Consider the following 19,449-nt stretch of genomic DNA (forward strand, 5'->3'; position numbering starts at 1 on the left):
CCTTACGCAGCTCCCTTCTGGGCAAACTCATGAACACTGCCATCAGAAGAAGAAATCGGACCAGCATTCATCGTCTGATTTTCCACTTCATCAATGCTGGGGCGATCCAGTTCGGAAATTGTTTTGCGGCCATGTTCAAGCGCAATCTGTGGTGCAGCGCCATTCATGAAAGCCAGCAAGGTCTGCTTGACAATCACATAGTGCCGACTGCGTTTCTCACGGATGGTTTTGACCTTGTTTGCCAGTGGACCTACCAACGCATAGGCCCCAAAGATACCGGCGAATGTGCCAACCAACGCAGCCGCGATGAGACCACCCAGAATAGCGGGGCTCTGATCGATCGCCCCCATCGCCTTGATCACCCCCAAAACGGCAGCAACAATGCCGATAGCGGGCAGGCTTTCGGCCTGTGCACTCAAAGCCAGATAGGGTTTCATCTGATCACGCATACGCGTCATCAATTCTTCGTCCATCAGGGCTTCAATCTCATGCGGGCGGGCGTTGGAGACAATCAACAGACGGAAATAGTCACAAATGAAATCCCGCAAAGCTATGTTGCGTAAAATAGAAGGATAAGCAGCAAAAATCGCGCTGTTTTCCGGTTCTTCAATATGAGGTTCAATATCGTTTCGACCCTTGGCCCGCAATTCACGCATCAGCGTGTAGAGCAATCCCAGAACGTCTAGATAGTCGGTTTTCTTTGGCACGGAATTGGACAAGGCTTCACCAATAGACTGGCCCGTGTCTTTAACGGTTTTCAACGGATTGGCTAATACGAACGTGCCCAAAGCCACGCCGAAGACAATCAGAAACTCCCATGGTTGAAACAAGACAGCGACATGCCCCCCCATGGCGGCAAACCCACCCAACAGCGAGACCAAAGAAATTGTAAGTCCAAGAAATACACTCAAGATCGGCTCTCCCGATTTAAATTTTCGTTGGAGCCAATCTAATTTGCCTGTCTTGCGCGAACCTGACCTTCCGCTTTGGACGGCAAAGGCGAACCACTCGTCAGTATATAAGGACACCGTCACAGCACGGATCTAGGTTAAGACATCGGTGAAGACAGGTCAGCCTGAGGCAAGCTGCGCAGGGCAAACTCTGGTTAGAAACGCCAGGAGCGCCGTCATGATTGATACGTCACTACGACTGACCATGCTCAACAACAATATGAGCAAGTCGCTTGATACGGTCAGCAAGGATCCCCTTGTCGACCGGTTGAGTCAAAACTATCTCGAGAAAATTCAAGACATTAAAACCGTCGATGAGTTCATTGATGATTACGAAGTCTTCAGTTTTGCCATGAAAGCCATGGGGCTGGAAGACATGACCTACGCCAAAGCTTATATGCGCAAGGTGCTGGTTGAAGGGGTGAGCGACAGCGACTCTTTTGCCAACCAGATCACAGATGAACGGTTTAAGGCCTTTGCCGAAACCTTCAATTTCGAACAGTTTGGCGAAACAACAACGACCTTTAGTAAAACCCAGCAACCGATAGTCGATATGTATGTCCGGCAGACTTTGGAAGACAATGAAGGGGAAGACAACACAGGTGTCAAACTAGCCCTTTATTTCCAGCGCAAGGCTTCAACAATCACCACCAGCATGGAATTGCTTGCCGACAATGCGATGGCCGAGGTGGCGCGCACCTTGGCGGGCATTCCTTCTGAAGCAGCCGGAGCTGACCTCGACTTGCAAGCAAGTATGATTGATGAGCGCATCAACATCGAAGATTTGCAGGATCCTGACAAGGTCAAAGAAATGCTGGTCCAGTTTTCCGCTCTTTGGGATTTGGAGAATGGAACCGCAACCCAGACTGTTCCCAATGTTTTGATCTCTGACCCGCTCAGCGCTGGCATTGATCAAGATCTGCTTATGAGCCTGCAAGGGCTCCGACTGGGAGGAGTGTAATGCCCTCTTCTACCTATGTGTCTCTTTCGGCGCAGGTGGCAATGGAAAATCGTATGAACTCCATTGCCCGCAATGTCGCCAACATCAATACCGCTGGATATCGGGCCGAAGAAATCAGTTTTTCCGAAACCATGTCTGATGTCAGCAAAGCCCCGGTCAGCTTCGTCTCGATGGGAGAAACCTATATTTCGCGCCAGCAAGGGGCGATCACAAAAACGGGCAATGCACTGGATTTGGCGATTGAAGGTGAGGCCTGGTTTTCTATCCAGCGCGGCAATGAAGTGGCCTACACCCGTGACGGGCGATTGAATCTGGACCAGACCGGCACTCTGACGACGGTGAATGGAGAGCCCATACTATCTGCGAATGGCACCCCGATCCAAATGGACCCCGAAGGCGATAGCCCCTATGTGCAAGCGGATGGCGAAGTGGTGCAAGGGGAGCAGAATGTCGGTCGAATTGGGCTTTTTGAGTTGAATGAAGGTGAAAAGCTAACCCGCTATGGCGGCTCTGCCGTCCTGCCTGAAGGTATAGCCTTTCCACTGCAAGACCTCACCAAAGCACGCATCGTGCAAGGGTTTGTTGAAGGCTCCAATGTCAATGCGATGACTGAAATGACCAAATTGATCATGATCAGCCGGGCTTTTGAAAGCGCTGCAAAAGCAATGGAAACAACTGAAAATGCCCAAAGCGAAGCTATTCGAGAACTTGGGAGCACGTCATGACCGGACCAATTTCCGCCACACAAAGCATCAGCAGTCTAAAACCGCTCGACTTATCCCGAGTCTCATTTCAAAGCACCAGCCTTAAGTCCGGTGCGGTGACGGAGACATTCTCGTCGCATTTTCCGGCCCAAGCAGGCAACGCAGGCAGTGCGCGTGATGGTCACGTCTCTTTGTTGAAGTTTGACTTTTCATTGGAACAAGTTCCGCTGGTTGGAGATTTTTTGTCCCTCGTCTCTGATTTGTTTTCCTCCACCCACGGGTCGTCATCATTGGCAACAGATCAGACCAGTGAAGTTGCCTATCACCGCAGCAATAGGACTATTGCAAACAGAGATGTTTCGGCCTCTGCAAACCAATTTTCCCAAAGCGACAGCCAGAAGATGGCAAGCACAAACGATCTGTCCGCTCTATTGCCCAGTCTCGAAGGATTGTCCCCTGCTCCAATAAATCTTCTGCCCGACGATGATGTTGCTCCCGATGCGCTAACGGCAACGCCGGACGCCGCGCGATCGATTTCCGGTTTGGCAAAACATCCATCCAACTTGCTTCCGGCAGAAACATTACAATTGCTGCAGGATCGCTATATGGCCAAGATTTCCAAGGAGGGATAAATTATGAAGAAAGCCCCCCCTCACCGGGCCGCCTCTGCACCCGCACGCGCAAAATCTGCCAACAAGCTTGATAAACTGCATGGCGTGGTCCGCTTGCTGCAAGAGCATAATACGTCTGTGCGCGTTTGCGGCACGGTCTCCCAGATCACACCCGGATATTACGGCATCAGCGGACTGGAAAAGCATGTTTGCATTGGCGATTGCATTGAGCTGGATGTGATGCGTCCCTATGGTCGCGGACCCGCTCGTGCCGAGGTCATCCGCATTGATGAGGGCAAGGTCTATGCCAAGCCTTACAGCCAGCATCTGGATGTTGGCATTGGCACCCGTGTCATGCGCATGGGCCCGGTTCAGCTAAGTCCGGACAACAGCTGGCTGGGGCGTGTGATTGACTCCCTAGGGCGACCAATCGACAACAGGGGTATGCTTGTGCCCGGTCGATTGAGTGTTTCCCTTGAAGGGGACCCGCCTCCCGCCATGGAACGGTCCATGATCGAAAAACCTATTCGCACCGGCGTGCGGGCCATTGATTTATTTACCCCTTTATGTGTTGGCCAGAGGATCGGTGTATTTGCAGGGTCAGGCGTTGGCAAATCCACATTACTCGCCATGTTGGCCAGCGCTCTTGATTTTGAAGTCGTAGTTGTCGCGCTGGTTGGCGAGAGGGGACGAGAGGTCCGCGAATTCATTGAAGGAACCCTGGGAGAGGCGCTCACAAAATCTGTGGTTGTCGTCGCAACCGGTGACGAGAGTCCCATGATGCGCAGACAGGCCCCTAAAACGGCCATGGCCATTGCGGAACATTTCCGCGATCAGGGCCTCTCTGTTCTTATGATTATGGATTCAGCCACCCGCTTTGCTCAGGCCGCAAGAGATGTGGCAATGGCGTCGGGGGAACCCGCAGTCGCGCGTGGCTATACGCCCAGTGTGTTCAGCGAATTACCGCGCCTGTTGGAGCGGGCCGGCCCAGGACGGGTGCCAGAGCATGAGTCAGAGCCTTGTGGGGCGATAACCGGAATATTTTCCGTTCTTGTTGATGGCGATGATCACAATGATCCGGTTGCCGACTCCATTCGCGGTATTCTGGATGGACATATTGTTTTGGATCGAGCGATTGCAGATCAGGGGCGTTATCCCGCCATTGATGTCTTGTCGTCGGTGTCTCGTATGGCCAACAAAGCCTGGAACAAAAATGAAGCGCAGCTGATCATGAAACTAAAAAGCATGATTACACGCTATGAAGAAACGCGCGATCTTCGCTTGCTGGGCGGTTACACCAAAGGTGCTGATGCAGAACTTGATCATGCCATGCTTTTAATCCCAAGCATCTATGACATTTTGTGCCAAACACCTCATGAGATGGTTCCAGCCAATGAGATTGACGACCCATTTCGCGAGCTCTCGGATGCCCTCACCGCAAAAGAAATAAAGGACTAGCACAACTCGTCAGGCAAGTTTCAAGCAAGCCACGTGCATTAATATTATCGCAACATTGGTGCACAAAGACAAACCGAGGTACTATGCATGGCTATATCCATTCCCTCAGATTTGGTTCTTGATGTTGTGAAGGCCGCCGATCCGGTCGCGCAACAGCATGCAACCATCGCGTTGGGGTCATCAAATGGTGTCAGGGCGCAGCCTTCTGAAAGCGCTTTGCAAAACGCATCCTTAGATGACGAGTCTTTCCAGCAAACCTTTTCATCCGTCGCGCAGCCTGCTGTGTTGTCAGATGCCCGAGGCAGCTTGTCCCGCTATCAAATGGCCCCGGTATCCACCCCCGTTGGTGAGAAATTCGAAGCCATGCTGCTACACCAGTTTTTGGAAACCATGTTGCCACGCGAGTCCGAAGCCGTATTTGGCAAAGGCACTGCGGGGGAAATCTGGCGCTCCATGCTGGCTGAACAGGTGGGCGCGCAAATGGCCAGAACAAAGGCAATTGGTTTGGCCTCCTATCTCAAAATTCCTGAACAAAGCAATCCTGCAACATAAGGGAAGAATACCCATGACAACCGAGCTTGAGCTATCTCATTTTGACGTCCCCACAGCGGTCCCGCCTGTTGAGGTTCTGTCCAACGCAGCGCAGCCATCAGATGAGAAAGGCACCGTCATCTATCTTGAAGAGAAAATGCTTGCCTCTGTCGACCGGGCAATAGATGTCGTGTCAAATGAAACACGTGCCCTGCGCGAAAATGTCATCGTCGACTTGCGTCCGCACGCTGATGCAAAATCACGGGCTCTTCTTGATCTCAATCGCATCATGGGTGATCTGTCTACCAAGGATGTACCCCAGTCTGTGGTCAACGAACTGCGCATATTGAGGCATATTCTTACTGACAATGAACAGCTTCTTTCCAACCATCTTGAAGCGGTTCGTGAGATCACGGACTTGTTGTCATCGACGATGATGAAAGAAGAGTCTGACGGCACATACACCGCTGATCATCTGGAGCCTAGATAAACGATGCGTTACATCTTGCTGGGTTTTTGGATTGGTGCTGTCGCCATTCTGTCTGCTTATTTCTCGGGTCTCTGGATGAATAAGCAGAATTTGATCGAAATCGCCGAAACCCCTCAAAATACAGGCATGGATTATGAAGAGACCCGCGCGATCAGTGTTCCTATGATCGCAGATGGTAAGGTGCATGGATATGTGGTGGCACAATTTGTCTTCACCATTGAAGTCGAAGCCTTGCAATCCCTGTCTGTCCCGCCCAATCCTTACATTATTGACGAAGCCTTTAGGGCCATCTTCAATGACCCTGACATCAATTTTTCTGACCTCAGAAAATATGATCTAGACGGTTTGACCCAGCGCATCAAAGACAATGTCAATGCCCGCATGAAGGGAGATTTGGTGCACGACATTTTGGTTGAGGAATTCAGCTTCTTTCCAAAATCCATGGCGCATGCGGGATAAGACCGCGTTCCGTCTAAAGAGCATTGACACCGTTGAACCCATTTAAGGTTCTTGACGGTCGCCTCGCAAGCCCAGCGCAAGTTTGCTGGGCCAAAATCCCGTGACAGAAAAACTCACGCAATGGAGAGCGACATGACCGACAGCAACGTTGTTGCAAGTGTTGGCCTAAATCCCGAAAAGAATAGCCGAGATATCGGTTTCGCTTTTGGCATGGTCATTATTCTGACGATCCTCTTCCTACCAATTCCAGCGATTTTAATTGATATCGGCCTGTCTTTATCTATTGCCTTGTCCGTCCTCATTTTGATGGTCTCGTTGTGGATCCAGAAACCACTGGAATTTTCGTCCTTCCCAACGATCCTGCTGATTGCCACGATGTTGCGCCTGTCATTGAATATCGCAACAACCCGCATGATTTTGTCTCGCGGGCACGAAGGCATGGATGCCGCTGGCGGTATCATCAATGGATTTTCACAATTCGTGATGGGCGGCGATTTTGTAATCGGTATTATAGTGTTCGCCATTCTGGTCATCGTGAATTTTCTGGTGATCACCAAGGGGGCAACAAGGATTGCAGAGGTTGGCGCACGCTTCACACTGGATGCCATTCCTGGCAAACAGATGGCGATTGATGCCGACCTGAATGCCGGATTGATTGACGAGAAGGAGGCACAGTCGCGCCGGCGTGAACTGGAAGAGGAAAGCTCTTTTTTCGGCGCAATGGACGGGGCCTCCAAATTTGTGCGCGGCGATGCCATCGCCGGTCTGATCATTACAGCCGTCAACATTTTTGGCGGCATTGTTATCGGGGCGACCCGCTATGACATGAGCCTGTCGGAAGCTTCGGATGTATTCACCAAACTGTCGGTTGGCGATGGTCTGGTTTCACAGATTCCGGCATTGGTTGTCTCGCTTGCCGCCGGTTTGCTTGTCTCCAAAGGAGGAACACGCGGATCGACAGAAAAAGCGGTCATGAGCCAACTGGGCAAATACCCACGTGCTCTGTTTGTGGCATCCAGCTTGATGGTCATTCTCGCCATCATGCCCGGCCTGCCCGTTCTCCCCTTCGCCATTCTTGCCGGCATCATGGCTTTCACCGGCTATACCATTCCACGCAAACTCGCAGAGCAACAAGATGTAAGAGACAAAAAGGCTGCCGTCATTGCCCGACAAAAAGAGCAGGAAGAGCGCTTATCGGTCAAACAGACACTTAAATCAGCTGAGATTGAACTCTGCCTCGGCAAGCAACTCACGGCTCAAATGCTGACATCCCGTGATGATCTGGCCAATCGGGTCGGCAAAATGCGTCGCAAATTTGCTGAGGAATATGGCTTCGTTGTCCCCGACATTCATTTGACCGACAGCCTGACCATCAATCCCAAGAGCTATGAAATTCGTATCCATGGCACGGTCGTTGCCAGCCATGAACTTCGGGTTGGTGAGCTATTGGTGCTTTCAGGTCCAGAAAACACCAACAAACTACCCGGTGAGGCGACGCGCGAACCCGCCTTTGGCATGCCAGGCATTTGGGTGCCTTCTGCCTATGCCGACGAAGTCAAACGCATTGGCATGGATGCCGTCGACAACACCTCGGTTGTCTTGACCCATTTGAGCGAAGTAATCCGCAACAACCTGCCACAATTGTTATCCTATAAGGATATGCGATCTTTGCTGGATCGTCTTGATAAGGAATATAAGCGCCTGATTGACGACATTTGTCCGGCACATATTTCTTATTCTGGTTTGCAAGCCGTTCTTAAATTATTGCTCGCCGAGCGCGTTTCGATCCGTAACCTGCATCTCATTCTGGAAGCAATTGCCGAAATTGCCCCCCATGTTCGCCGATCAGAACAAGTGGTGGAGCATGTTCGTATCCGGATTGGCCAACAGATTTGTGGCGATTTGGCCCACGGTGGGAAACTGCCCGTTATCCGGCTTGGTAACCAATGGGATTTGGCCTTCCATGACGCCCTCAAACGCGACCCCAAAGGTGAAGTGATCGAATTCGACATTGACCCGCATTTGGTGGAACAGTTTGGCGAACAATTGACCAAACTTGTCAGGGATAAATCGGCAAATCATCAAAGTTACGCGATTTTAACAACGCCGGACGCCCGCAGTTATGTGCGCATGATTGTCGAACGTCTGTTTCCGACATTGCCGGTCCTGTCCCATCTTGAAGTCGTTCGCGGGGTCGATTTGATCACCGTCGGCAGCGTGTCCTGATCGCTCATGGTCTGGCTTCAAACCAATGTGTTGGTCGCGATATTCCTGATCTATTGTCGTATCGGGGCCTGCTTAATGATTGTGCCGGGTTTCGGCAGTGCACGGATTGCCGCTCAGATCCGTCTGTTCATTGCCCTTGCCATCTCTTTGGCACTTGCGCCCTTGCTTTTGAAGCAAGTCATGCAGATCATTCCTGATGTATCACCTGCCAGTTTGTTGTTGTTGATCGCCTCTGAATTGCTCATAGGTGCGACCATAGGCTTCATTGGCCGAGCCTTTCTGGCGGCCCTACAAACGCTGGGAACTTTTGCCGCAATGTCGATGAGTTTCTCCCCCATGGCAGGGACGCCGATTGAAGGGGGGGAACCGGTTCCAGCCCTTGTCAATCTGATGACTATGACAGCCGTTGTCTTGATTTTTATTTCCGGGCTTCATTGGCAGATGATTTCAGGACTGATTGATTCCTATCAGGTGGTTCCTCCCGCTATGTCATTTGCAGTACAGGACAGTTTGATACAGGCGACAGATGCATTGAAAGAAGCCTTCATACTGGCTTTGCGCATAAGCAGCCCCTTCATAATTTATGCGGTTGTCGTCAATCTGGCGCTGGGTCTTGCCAACAAATTGACCCCACAAATTCCGATATACTTCATTGCCATGCCCTTTGTTATCGCGGGAGGACTTTTTCTCGTCATGTTCGTATTCAGCGAAATGATAGGGATATTCATTGATCAATTCTCTCAAGTGATTAATCGCTAATTTTTTTGGAGGCCCCATGTCTGACCGTCTCAAGAAAACCCGTCTCTTGTTGCGCGCGCAAGAGCATCTACAAAAGAATGCCCAGCGCGCTGTCACGCAGATGAAGACTCAGCTTGATCAACTACGTCAAAAAGAAAAAACCTTGTTGCTGCTTATGTCAGAAGGGGACCCCATGTTGGTCAACAGCTTGATGCATTCGCACACAAAACAAATCAAACGCGTCTCCCAGGACAGAAAGAAAATAGATGCTGCCTTACAGGAGATGAAGGAACAAACCCGCAAACACGGTGTATCAATGGAAATCGTCAAACGGCTTATTTCTGTGCAGGAAGAGGCCCAGGCCAAGATGCAGGAAAAAAAAGATCAACTTGAGTTGATTGATCAGTCAGTTCAGAAAAATCAATCTTTTTAAAAACTTAAGCATCACAAAAACCAACCGCAATGCGACAGAAAACCCCTTTTCCTGAGGGGTTTTCTTTTTTTTCAAAAAACATTCGTAGAGGTCAGCTTCAGGCAAGTTTGCAACTTTAAGGTCTGAAGTACGGCAGGTTGGACAACAACCAAAAAGGTCCAAAGGCATGACGCCGCCCTGTCGTCCCGGTGAAAATCCGGAATGTCCCCATATTTGACTATCATTGAAAGGGACATCATCATGTCTAACAGTATTCTGACCAATGCATCTGCAATGACAGCTTTGCAGACCCTGAACGCAACCAACGCCAATATGTCGGAAGTTCAGAACCGCATTTCTACTGGCCAGCGCGTTTCTTCCGCTGAAGACAATGCGGCCTACTGGTCTATTGCAACCACTATGCGTTCGGACAACTCAGCTTTGTCCGCCGTACAGGATGCTCTGGGTCTCGGTGCTGCAACGGTTGACACCATGTATACAGCCATGAACTCTACCGTTGAAGTTGTTGACGAAATCAAGGCAAAACTCGTTGCTGCCAAACAGCCTGGCGTTGACCGTGGCAAAATTCAGTCTGATATTTCTGAGCTGCAAAACCAGCTTCAGACCATCGCAGACTCCGCCGTGTTCAACTCTGAAAACTGGCTGTCAACTGATGCCTCAGCAACTGGCTACTCCGCAACAAAAAGTGTTGTTTCTTCCTTCAGTCGTGCCGGTGGTGCCATTACAATCTCCACCATCGACATCGATACCACTGCTACGCAGTTGTTTGAAGCATCTACTCAGGCTGGTGTTCTCGATAAAGCCCGCACAGCCGCTGCCGGCAACATGATTGGTGACAGTGTTGCTACCATCGACATCAGTGCGATTACTGATGATGCAGCCGATACAGCAGCCCTTGATGCGGCAATCAGCGACGTCGACGCTGCAATGGCTGAAATCACCGACTCGGCTACTCTGTTGGGTTCTGTGAAAAAGCGTATCGATCTTCAGAAGGACTTCGTGTCCGCTCTGACAGATGCTCTTGACCGCGGTATCGGCCAGTTGGTTGATGCGGATATGAACGAGGAATCAACACGTCTTAAAGCTCTTCAGGTTCAACAGCAGTTGGGTATTCAGGCTCTCTCGATTGCCAACTCCAACAGCGAGAACATTCTGTCACTGTTCCGTTAAGGCAAGACAGATCAAGACTTTTGATGTTGCGACAGACATGAAAGGCACGCCCCTTGTGGGGCGTGCTTTTTTGTTTTGGGTGATTGCAATTCAGTTGGACGAACCAATTCCCACGCATGCTTCGCGCAAGTTTTAGCCCGCATAGTGGCCCCAGTTAATTCTCAGTCGTGCAAGGGGTTTCAATTTCGATGCCAGGTAGTGAACAAGCCGAGAAAATTTGGTCCAACCTCAAAGAACTGGGACCAAAACGCCTGATGGCATTAGGCATAATCGGAGTGCTGACGTTATTCTTTGTCGGCGGTGGAGCCTATCTCCTCTCCCGTCCGCAATTGACCACTCTTTATTCCGGATTGGATCGGGAAGACATCACCCGTATCGGATCCGCTTTACAAGATTCTGGTATTCAATTTGACGTCAATACCGAAAGCTCTGCAGTTTTGGTGAGTCATGCGTCGGCCAAGCGGGCTCGCATGTTGCTGGCAGAGCGGGGGCTCCCCCGAGGGAAAAGCGCCGGCTATGAACTGTTTGATGACCTTGGTTCTCTGGGTTTGACATCGTTCATGCAAGAAATCACACGGGTTCGTGCGATCGAAGGTGAGTTAGGCCGAACCATTCAGTCCATGAAAGATGTACAGGCGGCGCGAGTTCATATTGTTTTACCGGAAAAAGGCTCTTTCAGAAGCAAGGATCAACCGCCTTCTGCGTCTGTGGTCATCAAAACAGCGGGGGCGGGTAATTTCCACACAGCTCAAGCGGTGCGCTTTCTTGTTGCCGCCGCAGTTCCCGGCATGGTCCCCGATAAAGTAACGGTGCTTGATTCAAGTGGTACCCTGCTTGCGTCCGGACAAGGCGAGCACAACACTTCAGCCGGTGAAATGGAAGGGCTGGCTGATCGTGTATCAAACCGCATTCAGGAAAACATTAGAAAAACCCTGACGCCCTATCTTGGATTGTCGAACTTTCAGGTTTCCGTCGCTGCCAAGCTGAATACGGATAAGCAGCGTGTTGCAGAAACAATCTTTGATCCCAACAGTCGGATTGAACGCTCGGTTCAAACGGTTAGGGCCAGCGAGAGTGCCCAAAATGCAACGTCGCAAAAGCCGACGACCGTTGAACAAAACTTGCCAGACAGCAAGGTTGATGCGGGCGGTGAAGATCAATCAATAGAAGAAAACAACCGACGCGAAGAAACCGTCAACTATGAAATTTCTTCGAAAAAAATAGAACAAACACGTGAAGGTTATGATGTCGAACGGCTTTCCATTGCTGTGTTGGTCAACCGCCAGCATTTGGTACAAACCCTGGAAGAAGGCATCGAAGAAACCGCCATCAATGAAGCCCTTGACAAACATGTCGAAGAAATCCGCCAGTTGGCAGCTTCCTCAGCCGGTTTTGATGAAACCCGCGGAGATCAGATCAAGGTTGCAACAGTCAATTTTGAAGTTGGTACAGGTGATCTTGCGCCTCTTGAGCCCTATTCATTCTCTCAGGTCTTGCTTCGCCAATCGAGCGACATAATCAATGCCATCAGCATCTTGCTGGTGTCCGGCCTGCTGATCTGGTTTGGCTTGCGTCCTGCCGTCAATTCCTTAATTCCCAAACTCATAGCCAATGACAATGCCGCACCGCAAGAAGTAGATCTGCAAGAAGCCGCCATCGCTCTGGATGCGCCGGAAGCCTCTATCAACGGGGCCTTGCTAGAAGACTTGTCACGCAAACTGGAAGCGTCACCCGTGCGCAAACTGGAACAGGTTGTTGAGCTTCATGAAGAACAGTCTGCTGCAATCCTCAAACAATGGTTCTATCAGACGGAGCATGCATAATGGCCAGTGCGCTGAAAGACTTGTTGCCTTTGGTTGATGAAACGCCGGTTTTGCCCAGCGCATCAACACAGAAAAAGCACCCGGAAAGGGTCCTGTTTGGTGGGCTTGATATTTTGTTTCAAAAAGCCCATCGGGAAGAGCAAGCAACTCTGAAAATGGATGAACAGAGCCTGAGAACACAGGCGTGGTCACAGGGCCTGTCCGATGCTGAAACGCTTTGGAACGAGAAACAAGAACATGAGCGCGAAGCTGCAAGGCGGGCTCTGCAGCAGGAAAAAGACGAGCTAGCCGACTTGTTATACGAGTCTCTGACTGGGCATATTGAGCACCAATTCGAAGAAATCAAAACAGCACTTGCTGATCAGCTTGCGGAACTTTTGGAACCATTAATGGCCGAACAGGGGCGCAAAGTCATGGTCGCCCGATTTGCTGAAGTGGCCGCCTCGGCGCTGAATGAATCGGTTGCCCAGACGCCTATGCTCAAGGGATCAAAAGAGCTTTTACAGCAGCTATCGACTTGTTGCCAAAATGCCAAGGTCGATGCATTGGCCAGAGATCAACTGGCCATAGATGAACTGTCCAAAGACGATCCGACCAAGGCCCTCTTGCCCCAAAAAAATGAACTGTCTTTACAGTTGGACAAGACCGTTTTCGAGACCCGTTTGACGGCCTATTTGGCTCAACTCAGGGAGGCCGTACAGCATGGCTGAAGAATCCACCGAACGTGAACCCGAGCTCATTATTGTACGCAGACGCTATGATGCTGACCTTGATGCCCCGCACGGGGGCGTTTGGAAAATTGCACATGCCGATTTCATGACGGCAATGATGGCTTTCTTTCTGGTTATGTGGCTCGCCTCGGCGACAGATGAAGAAACGCGCAAAGATATTGCGCAATATTTCAACCCGGTGAAACTGGCAGAAATGACGCCCCATCAAAAGGGGCTGCAAGATCCCGAAGAGGCAGCACCCAAACCGGACGACACTGCCAATGAAGAAGGGAAGAAATTCAACGGCAAAAGCAACACCCCATCTACTCCGCGCAAATTCAGCGCAGATGGCGGGCGTGTAGAGAAAACTGGCACCACGAACTTCAAGAATTTGCCGACCTATTCGGAAGCCGAAATCTTTTCTGACCCTTATGGCATTCTAAATCGCATTATGGCGTCGGCACAACAGATGGAAAAGCAAGAGTCTCCAAGCGAGGGAGCTTCCGACAACGACGGCAAAATCGGCAATAAGGGAGGGGCTGCGCTGCGGGACCCATTCGATCCGCTTTACTGGCAATTAAAACCTGAAAAACCGGAGATTGAGCAGGATAACCTGCAAGTTGAAGTGATTGAAAGCAAGGTCTTTCAGACCCAACTGCCGCGTATCAATCCGATGTTGAGCGACACATCAATCGTAAAAGGCATTATCACCGGCAACGATCCCGCAACCGAGATTACTCCTGAACCTCCGATGGGAACCCGACATGCGTCCTCGGGAGAAGAACCCGAGGATGCAGCCTCCCTAGAGCCGACAGATACCAATGCCAGCGGGCCAAAAACCACTTCCAAACCTCAACAGAAACGACAAGCGGAGAAGCTCGCGCTCTATAAAGATCGCCTTGCCCAAGAACTCGGCAAGTCTCCCCGTTTGGTTATTGGCAATGAATTGACGGTCACCCAGAAGGGAGATGGCATGTTGATTGATGTCACCGATAAACCAAGTTGGAGCATGTTTGCTGTGGGGTCATCCGAACCGTCCGCACGCTCCATCGCACTGCTCGAAAAAATTGCCAACAGCCTCAAGACGGTCAAGGGTAAGATTATTATCAGGGGTCACACCGACAGTCGGCCATTCCGTAACAAAGGCAACGATAACTGGCGCCTCTCGACAGCACGGGCACATATGGCACGTCACATGCTCATTCGTGGTGGTCTGGATGAAACACGCCTGTGGCGGGTCGAAGGCTATGCGGATCGAGAGTTGAAACAACCCGATAAGCCAGAGGCAGCCAACAACCGGCGTATCGAGATTTTGGTGCAGCCCGATGAGGAGGCAGGACAATGAAACCATTACGCAATTTATTGCCTCTTGCCTGCCTTGCCACCTGTCTCGGGGTGCCCCAAATGACAACAGTCACCCTGGCGCAAGAGGCGGCATCAGTCCCACCGCCAAAACCAAGCCCAATCCGGGTAGTGGGGGGCGCCGCAGTGGTTCCGGCCAAACATGCTGATCAGGCAGAAGCTGTCGATTTGGCCAATTCACCATATTCCACCCCAGAGCTAGACCGGATTCTGAAGCCGGATTCCAATAAAGAAAAGAAACCCTTTATGCAAATTCGTATTCTTCAGGGTCTGCAAAGCCAGACAGCAAAAGGATCCACTCATGCTTTGAAAGCGCAGCGTCGACTGCTCGGCCGCATGAATGAATATTTTAAAAGCCTCGATCCTGTTTATTGGAGCGATCATCGCAACATACGAGCAGCGGTGTTGCTGCTGTTGTCTGGAGGCCATCCTTCTGTCGGTCATCATCTGCTCTCTCTTGGGCTACCCGTGGAAGCAGACATGACGATGATGCAAGGAGCACTCGACTATATAGAGGGCCGTAAAGAGGATGCTTACGCAAATTTGACCTCTTTCGAACCACTGGATCTTGAGCCAAGCTTGGGCGGTCAGATCGCCTTGGTGCAAGCGGTTCTATATCTGCCCCATGATTTAAAGAATGCCTTGGTCGCCATAGACAAAGCCCGTCTGCTGATGCCGGGCTCCCTGATCGAGGAAGCAGCCCTGCGCCGTGGGGTCTCCATCGCTGCTGCTCTGAACCAACCGGATTTATTCCAAACCTACGCCTTGCAATATATCCGGCATTATCGCAGTTCCATTTATAACGAAGATTTTCGACGTCGTTTTGGTCTCGCCATGCGTCATTTCAGTGACAACAGGTCGGAAGAAACGTTCGATTATCTCGATGGGGCCATCACTGAATTTGATATGGACACCCGCCGCGAATTTTATCTTTTACTTGCCTACTCGAGCTTGGTGGAAGGCAATTTGGATTTGACGCAAAAAGCAGCCCGTTCGGCCTTGCCTTTAAGTATGGACAACACCCCAGACCGATCCCGCGCACGTCTTTATCTTGCAGGCTCTATACTCAAGGCAGACAGATTGGATATTGCGCTAAAGCATCTTTGGGCCGTCAAACGAGACCTGTTGACCCAACGAGATCAGGCCCTAGCGGAACAGGTGTCAGAAACCCTGAATAATATCCGCCATTGGCCCCAATCTGGGCCGGATTCCCGAAGCTTTATATCGCACAAAGCACTGGTAAAACCGGAAAATGAAGATTGGGATGAAGGGACAATTTCGGAAGCACATCTGGAACTTGAAGCATCGGACCAGCTTTTGACTTTTGCTGACAAACCGATGCAGGGGGGGGCACGATGACGGATCAAGCCATTCAAACTCTGGGCACGATGAAGCAAAGCACAACGCCATCACCGATTGGCTCCAAAGATCAATCTTCTGGACAGGGGATCGGTAAAAAAGGCGATCAGCGGGGACAACATCCCTTCAAGGGCTGCGTGGAGCAACAGGACGGAGCGACTGTCTCAAAAGAGACGAGCCTGACCGAGACCGATGAGCAAAAGACCGATTTTGACAAAGTCTTTGAAGGCATCGATGCACAGAAGTCAAAGTCTACCCAGAAGGGTGAGACTGCCACTTCTGATGCTATTGACCTCCAAAGCGACGGTTCCACGCCCGCCCAGGACAGCAAGCCTACCACGAGTGAGCAGACCGGATCAGAATCTGCTTTCGCGCGTCTTTTGAGCGCAGTTGCACCCGAAAAAATTGCGGTAGAGACAGCTTCCTTGGCCAATGAGGGAATGCAAAAGGAATCCTCTCCTTTGCTTCAGTCACAGAACCATGCTTCAACGCACGCTAAGGGTAGCCAGATGGCAAACGCTGCGGCAGGCCTGTTTGATGCTTATGCTGTTGACGTTCGCCCTGCATCTGCTTTCGACAAAATCGTCCCCATTGTCAAAGAGACGATTTTAACCCCGACACAAAGGGCCATGAAAGACGGTTTTTCTATTATACGGCAAGAAACCCACTTTGCCCCGACAGCAACGTTGGAGACCAATACCATAGCTGCAACGGGAACAATCATCCAACAGGTTGGTACAGCGATCGGTAAGGAGCTGTCGCCTTCGGTTTTTGGGCAACAGGGAAGCACACCACAAACAACAGCCACCGCTCCCCGCCCTGACACCGGCAGTTTCCGCATCAATAACGGCAGTGAGGCCCTGCGGGTTCTCGATATTCAACTGCATCCTGCAGATCTGGGCAAAGTGCGCCTTTCGATCCGGCTCAATGACACATCTGTTGATGTGCGAGTGGAAGCATCAAACGCTGCGACTGCCAAGATTTTAGAAGGCAACAAACAAGCATTGGATCAACTGCTGCAAAAAGCGGGATACCGCGCCGATCACATCTCAATTGTCGCCATCGACGACAAAAGTGGCAGCCAAATCGCCCCCCCCTCGACCGCCAATTCATCTCAAAGTCAAAACTCCGCGCAGGAAGATGGTGCGAGCTTCAGCACAGGGGACCAGGCTCACTCCGGCGAAGGCGGCAATGAAGACGATGGTCAGGCAACGGGCCAATCAGACGACATCAATCTGATGTCTGATCATCCCTCTGCAAATGGATCTGATGAGGAAAGTCATGAAGCGCACAGAACGTTGTCTAGGGGCATTACTCTTTAGCTCAGCTGCCCTGACAAGCAGCCTAGCCTGTGCCGGACAGGCTGCCTTTGACCCTGTTTGCGAACGGGAAATGCGCGCCGCCTCCCAAGCAGAGAGCGTACCTTTGGGGATCTTGTATGCGGTCGGATTGACAGAAACCGGCCGCGGCAAAAAACTCCATCCCTATGCCCTGAATGTGGCAGGGAAATCTATATTCGCCACCTCGAAATCGGATGCCCTCAAGCATTTTCATAGTGCACAAAAGAACGGTAAAAAGCTGATAGATATCGGCTGTATGCAGATCAATCACCATTATCATGCCAAAGAATTTTCCTCGCTGGATCAGATGTTTGATCCTAAGTCCAACGTTATGTACGCCGCCAAATTCCTCAAACGGTTGAAACATCGGCAAGGCAGTTGGACGATGGCTGTGGCTCGCTATCACGCAGGCCCCAACAACAATCCTGCTCAAAAACGCTATGTCTGTGCGGTCATCGGCAATCTTGTTGCAAGCGGTTTTGGCAAATGGACCAATTCATCCCGCACATTTTGCAAGTAATATTGGCGGCGTTTCCGACCGTTAACTCCCCCCACCTCACCTCACCTCACCTCACCTCACCTTCCCCCACCGCCCCATCTGTCCGACCAAATCAGCTCAATCAATGGCTATAATTTTTGAGATCAGTTTCGCGCAAGACTGCACGTCTATCTTCTGTTTGTAATCATCTCACAGTCCGTTTTGGACTTGGTGGCGTTCTGCTCGCTGTTATCAGGAGAGTGGGCCCTACATTCGACAGGAGAGCAATCATGAGCCTATACGGCGTTATGCGTTCAAGCGTTTCAGGCATGTCTGCCCAGTCCAGCAAATTAAGTGCGGTCTCAGACAATATTATCAACTCGGCAACCGTTGGATACAAACGTGTGGAGACCGAATTCAGCTCCATCACAATGCCTTCGGGGTCAGGCACTTATAATTCGGGTGCCGTTGAAGCCCGCTCCCGTTACGCGATTTCAACAGCAGGCAACCTTGATTTCACCACCAGTGTCACGGACCTAGCGATTGAAGGCAATGGCTTCTTTGTGGTTGCTGATAGCGATGGAACACCAGCTTTGACGCGTGCAGGACGTTTTGTTGCTGATGACACCGGCGATCTAATCAATACAGCTGGTTATTATTTACAAGGTTATGATTTGGGAACGGGCGGGGTACCCGCTGTTGTCGCCAACTCCATGGCCGGTATGACCACTGTTAATGTCGCCCAGATGCAGCTAGATGCCGACCCGACAACCGCAGGCTCAATGGGCGGAAACCTGCCATCAAATGCAACGGCAGTTTTGGCCGGCTCATGGCCAAGTGATAACGTTGCGGGCTCTGATTTTACAGCCAAAACATCAATGGTCACCTATGACAACCTAGGTAACGAAGTAACCGTCGATATTTACTTTACCAAAAAGAGTGCTTCTCCGGCCAGCTCTGTCTGGGAAGTATCCGTATTCAATCAAGCTGATGCAGATCCGGCAACCGGTGGGTTCCCCTACGCTGCGGCTCCGACAAGCCCCCTTGGCACCCCTTACACCAACCCGCTAAGCACGACAGACCTGACCTTTGACAATACCACGGGAGATATCACTGGCACCGATTTTGTGCTGTTTGACATTCCCGATGGGCAAACCGGTGTAAATTTTTCACTCTCGGAAATGACCCAGCTGGCCAAAGAGTTCGGCAGCGTGAATCCTGAAATGAACGGCAATCCGCCGCAAGCCGTCGAAAGCATATCCATCGATAGTGATGGAACGCTTTATGCGGTTTATGAGAATGGCAACCGCGAGGCACGCTTCAAAATCCCTCTGGCGAACGTCGCCAGCCCGGACAATCTCGATCCTATGGGTGGTGAAGTGTTCCGCACCTCTAGCGACAGTGGCGATGTGGTCGTTGGCTTTGCCGGAGAAAACGGACTAGGCACGATGCGCTCCATGGCCATTGAAAACTCCAACGTCGATTTGGCAACCGAATTGACCAATATGGTGGTTGCACAGCGGTCCTTTTCAGCCAACTCCAAAGTTTTTCAGACCGGATCTGATTTGCTGACCGAAGTGGTCAACCTCTCCAGATAGCTCCGGTTAACGAGGCTACGCGACCCTTCCCTTTTGTCGCTCGCGTAG

At 51.0% G+C, this 19,449-nt stretch carries 19 protein-coding genes; 18 read left to right on the forward strand and 1 reads right to left on the reverse strand.

Annotated features, from left to right (window positions below; translation table 11 throughout):
* Positions 1 to 2: 2 nt before the first annotated feature.
* On the reverse strand, positions 3 to 911 hold the full coding sequence (gene motA, locus C0081_RS19375) for a flagellar motor stator protein MotA (RefSeq protein WP_101531993.1): 909 nt from the start codon (positions 909 to 911) through the stop codon (positions 3 to 5).
* Positions 912 to 1,128: 217 nt separating this feature from the next.
* Between motA and C0081_RS19380 the strand changes: the two genes are divergently transcribed.
* The 18 genes from C0081_RS19380 to C0081_RS19465 all read left to right on the forward strand — a co-directional run bounded on the left by C0081_RS19380 (position 1,129) and on the right by C0081_RS19465 (position 19,401).
* Positions 1,129 to 1,911 carry a DUF1217 domain-containing protein gene (locus C0081_RS19380; RefSeq protein WP_101531994.1) on the forward strand — a complete coding sequence of 261 codons (783 nt, stop codon included), beginning with the start codon at positions 1,129 to 1,131 and terminating at the stop codon, positions 1,909 to 1,911.
* Positions 1,911 to 2,636, forward strand: coding sequence for a flagellar basal-body rod protein FlgF (flgF, locus tag C0081_RS19385; RefSeq protein ID WP_101531995.1), 726 nt, complete (start codon positions 1,911 to 1,913; stop codon positions 2,634 to 2,636). Before C0081_RS19380 ends, flgF begins: the two co-directional genes overlap by 1 nt.
* The gene (locus tag C0081_RS19390) at positions 2,633 to 3,247 is read left to right on the forward strand and encodes a hypothetical protein (protein WP_101531996.1); all 615 of its coding nucleotides are present in this window, start codon (positions 2,633 to 2,635) and stop codon (positions 3,245 to 3,247) included. Before flgF ends, C0081_RS19390 begins: the two co-directional genes overlap by 4 nt.
* A gap of 3 nt (positions 3,248 to 3,250) precedes the next feature.
* Positions 3,251 to 4,684 carry a flagellar protein export ATPase FliI gene (gene fliI / locus C0081_RS19395; protein ID WP_101531997.1) on the forward strand — a complete coding sequence of 478 codons (1,434 nt, stop codon included), beginning with the start codon at positions 3,251 to 3,253 and terminating at the stop codon, positions 4,682 to 4,684.
* An 87-nt stretch (positions 4,685 to 4,771) separates the two neighbouring features.
* Positions 4,772 to 5,236, forward strand: coding sequence for a rod-binding protein (locus tag C0081_RS19400; protein WP_101531998.1), 465 nt, complete (start codon positions 4,772 to 4,774; stop codon positions 5,234 to 5,236).
* A gap of 13 nt (positions 5,237 to 5,249) precedes the next feature.
* A complete protein-coding gene (locus tag C0081_RS19405; protein ID WP_101531999.1) occupies positions 5,250 to 5,705 on the forward strand; it encodes a hypothetical protein in 456 nt (151 codons plus the stop codon).
* Positions 5,706 to 5,708: 3 nt separating this feature from the next.
* Positions 5,709 to 6,164 (forward strand): hypothetical protein, encoded by a 456-nt coding sequence (locus tag C0081_RS19410; protein WP_101532000.1) that lies wholly within the window; start codon positions 5,709 to 5,711, stop codon positions 6,162 to 6,164.
* Positions 6,165 to 6,296: 132 nt separating this feature from the next.
* On the forward strand, positions 6,297 to 8,390 hold the full coding sequence (flhA, locus tag C0081_RS19415) for a flagellar biosynthesis protein FlhA (protein WP_101532001.1): 2,094 nt from the start codon (positions 6,297 to 6,299) through the stop codon (positions 8,388 to 8,390).
* Between the two features lie 6 nt (positions 8,391 to 8,396).
* Positions 8,397 to 9,149, forward strand: coding sequence for a flagellar biosynthetic protein FliR (locus tag C0081_RS19420; RefSeq protein WP_101532002.1), 753 nt, complete (start codon positions 8,397 to 8,399; stop codon positions 9,147 to 9,149).
* Between the two features lie 46 nt (positions 9,150 to 9,195).
* The gene (locus tag C0081_RS19425; RefSeq protein ID WP_146006380.1) at positions 9,196 to 9,561 is read left to right on the forward strand and encodes a hypothetical protein; all 366 of its coding nucleotides are present in this window, start codon (positions 9,196 to 9,198) and stop codon (positions 9,559 to 9,561) included.
* Positions 9,562 to 9,801: 240 nt separating this feature from the next.
* Entirely contained in the window at positions 9,802 to 10,731 is a 930-nt protein-coding gene (locus C0081_RS19430; RefSeq protein WP_101532342.1) for a flagellin N-terminal helical domain-containing protein, read from the forward strand.
* A 188-nt stretch (positions 10,732 to 10,919) separates the two neighbouring features.
* Positions 10,920 to 12,554: a flagellar basal-body MS-ring/collar protein FliF gene (fliF, locus tag C0081_RS19435; RefSeq protein ID WP_101532004.1), complete on the forward strand. Its 1,635-nt coding sequence runs from the start codon at positions 10,920 to 10,922 to the stop codon at positions 12,552 to 12,554.
* The gene (locus tag C0081_RS19440) at positions 12,554 to 13,264 is read left to right on the forward strand and encodes a RasGAP domain-containing protein (RefSeq protein ID WP_101532005.1); all 711 of its coding nucleotides are present in this window, start codon (positions 12,554 to 12,556) and stop codon (positions 13,262 to 13,264) included. Before fliF ends, C0081_RS19440 begins: the two co-directional genes overlap by 1 nt.
* The gene (locus C0081_RS19445) at positions 13,257 to 14,609 is read left to right on the forward strand and encodes a MotB family protein (protein ID WP_101532006.1); all 1,353 of its coding nucleotides are present in this window, start codon (positions 13,257 to 13,259) and stop codon (positions 14,607 to 14,609) included. The genes C0081_RS19440 and C0081_RS19445 overlap by 8 nt, the downstream gene beginning before the upstream one ends.
* 59 nt (positions 14,610 to 14,668) lie before the next feature.
* Positions 14,669 to 15,985 (forward strand): chemotaxis protein, encoded by a 1,317-nt coding sequence (locus C0081_RS19450; RefSeq protein ID WP_180966700.1) that lies wholly within the window; start codon positions 14,669 to 14,671, stop codon positions 15,983 to 15,985.
* On the forward strand, positions 15,982 to 17,307 hold the full coding sequence (locus C0081_RS19455) for a flagellar hook-length control protein FliK (protein WP_101532008.1): 1,326 nt from the start codon (positions 15,982 to 15,984) through the stop codon (positions 17,305 to 17,307). The genes C0081_RS19450 and C0081_RS19455 overlap by 4 nt, the downstream gene beginning before the upstream one ends.
* A 70-nt stretch (positions 17,308 to 17,377) precedes the next feature.
* Positions 17,378 to 17,845 carry a transglycosylase SLT domain-containing protein gene (locus tag C0081_RS19460; RefSeq protein ID WP_101532009.1) on the forward strand — a complete coding sequence of 156 codons (468 nt, stop codon included), beginning with the start codon at positions 17,378 to 17,380 and terminating at the stop codon, positions 17,843 to 17,845.
* 248 nt (positions 17,846 to 18,093) lie between these two features.
* Complete coding sequence (locus tag C0081_RS19465) at positions 18,094 to 19,401, forward strand: flagellar hook protein FlgE (protein ID WP_101532010.1); 1,308 nt, start codon at positions 18,094 to 18,096, stop codon at positions 19,399 to 19,401.
* Positions 19,402 to 19,449: the final 48 nt, after the last annotated feature.

It is taken from the genome of Cohaesibacter celericrescens (genome assembly GCF_002866925.1).
GTDB lineage: Bacteria > Pseudomonadota > Alphaproteobacteria > Rhizobiales > Cohaesibacteraceae > Cohaesibacter > Cohaesibacter celericrescens.

Excerpts from the sequence above, each read along its gene's own strand:
- C0081_RS19380 (WP_101531994.1), top strand. The coding sequence starts at position 1,129 with ATGATTGATACGTCACTACGACTGACCATGCTCAACAACAATATGAGC.
- flgF (WP_101531995.1), top strand. The coding sequence starts at position 1,911 with ATGCCCTCTTCTACCTATGTGTCTCTTTCGGCGCAGGTGGCAATGGAA.
- C0081_RS19390 (WP_101531996.1), top strand. The coding sequence starts at position 2,633 with ATGACCGGACCAATTTCCGCCACACAAAGCATCAGCAGTCTAAAACCG.
- fliI (WP_101531997.1), top strand. The coding sequence starts at position 3,251 with ATGAAGAAAGCCCCCCCTCACCGGGCCGCCTCTGCACCCGCACGCGCA.
- C0081_RS19400 (WP_101531998.1), top strand. The coding sequence starts at position 4,772 with ATGGCTATATCCATTCCCTCAGATTTGGTTCTTGATGTTGTGAAGGCC.
- C0081_RS19405 (WP_101531999.1), top strand. The coding sequence starts at position 5,250 with ATGACAACCGAGCTTGAGCTATCTCATTTTGACGTCCCCACAGCGGTC.
- C0081_RS19410 (WP_101532000.1), top strand. The coding sequence starts at position 5,709 with ATGCGTTACATCTTGCTGGGTTTTTGGATTGGTGCTGTCGCCATTCTG.
- flhA (WP_101532001.1), top strand. The coding sequence starts at position 6,297 with ATGACCGACAGCAACGTTGTTGCAAGTGTTGGCCTAAATCCCGAAAAG.
- C0081_RS19420 (WP_101532002.1), top strand. The coding sequence starts at position 8,397 with ATGGTCTGGCTTCAAACCAATGTGTTGGTCGCGATATTCCTGATCTAT.
- C0081_RS19430 (WP_101532342.1), top strand. The coding sequence starts at position 9,802 with ATGTCTAACAGTATTCTGACCAATGCATCTGCAATGACAGCTTTGCAG.
- fliF (WP_101532004.1), top strand. The coding sequence starts at position 10,920 with ATGCCAGGTAGTGAACAAGCCGAGAAAATTTGGTCCAACCTCAAAGAA.
- C0081_RS19440 (WP_101532005.1), top strand. The coding sequence starts at position 12,554 with ATGGCCAGTGCGCTGAAAGACTTGTTGCCTTTGGTTGATGAAACGCCG.
- C0081_RS19445 (WP_101532006.1), top strand. The coding sequence starts at position 13,257 with ATGGCTGAAGAATCCACCGAACGTGAACCCGAGCTCATTATTGTACGC.
- C0081_RS19450 (WP_180966700.1), top strand. The coding sequence starts at position 14,669 with ATGACAACAGTCACCCTGGCGCAAGAGGCGGCATCAGTCCCACCGCCA.
- C0081_RS19455 (WP_101532008.1), top strand. The coding sequence starts at position 15,982 with ATGACGGATCAAGCCATTCAAACTCTGGGCACGATGAAGCAAAGCACA.
- C0081_RS19460 (WP_101532009.1), top strand. The coding sequence starts at position 17,378 with ATGCGCGCCGCCTCCCAAGCAGAGAGCGTACCTTTGGGGATCTTGTAT.
- C0081_RS19465 (WP_101532010.1), top strand. The coding sequence starts at position 18,094 with ATGAGCCTATACGGCGTTATGCGTTCAAGCGTTTCAGGCATGTCTGCC.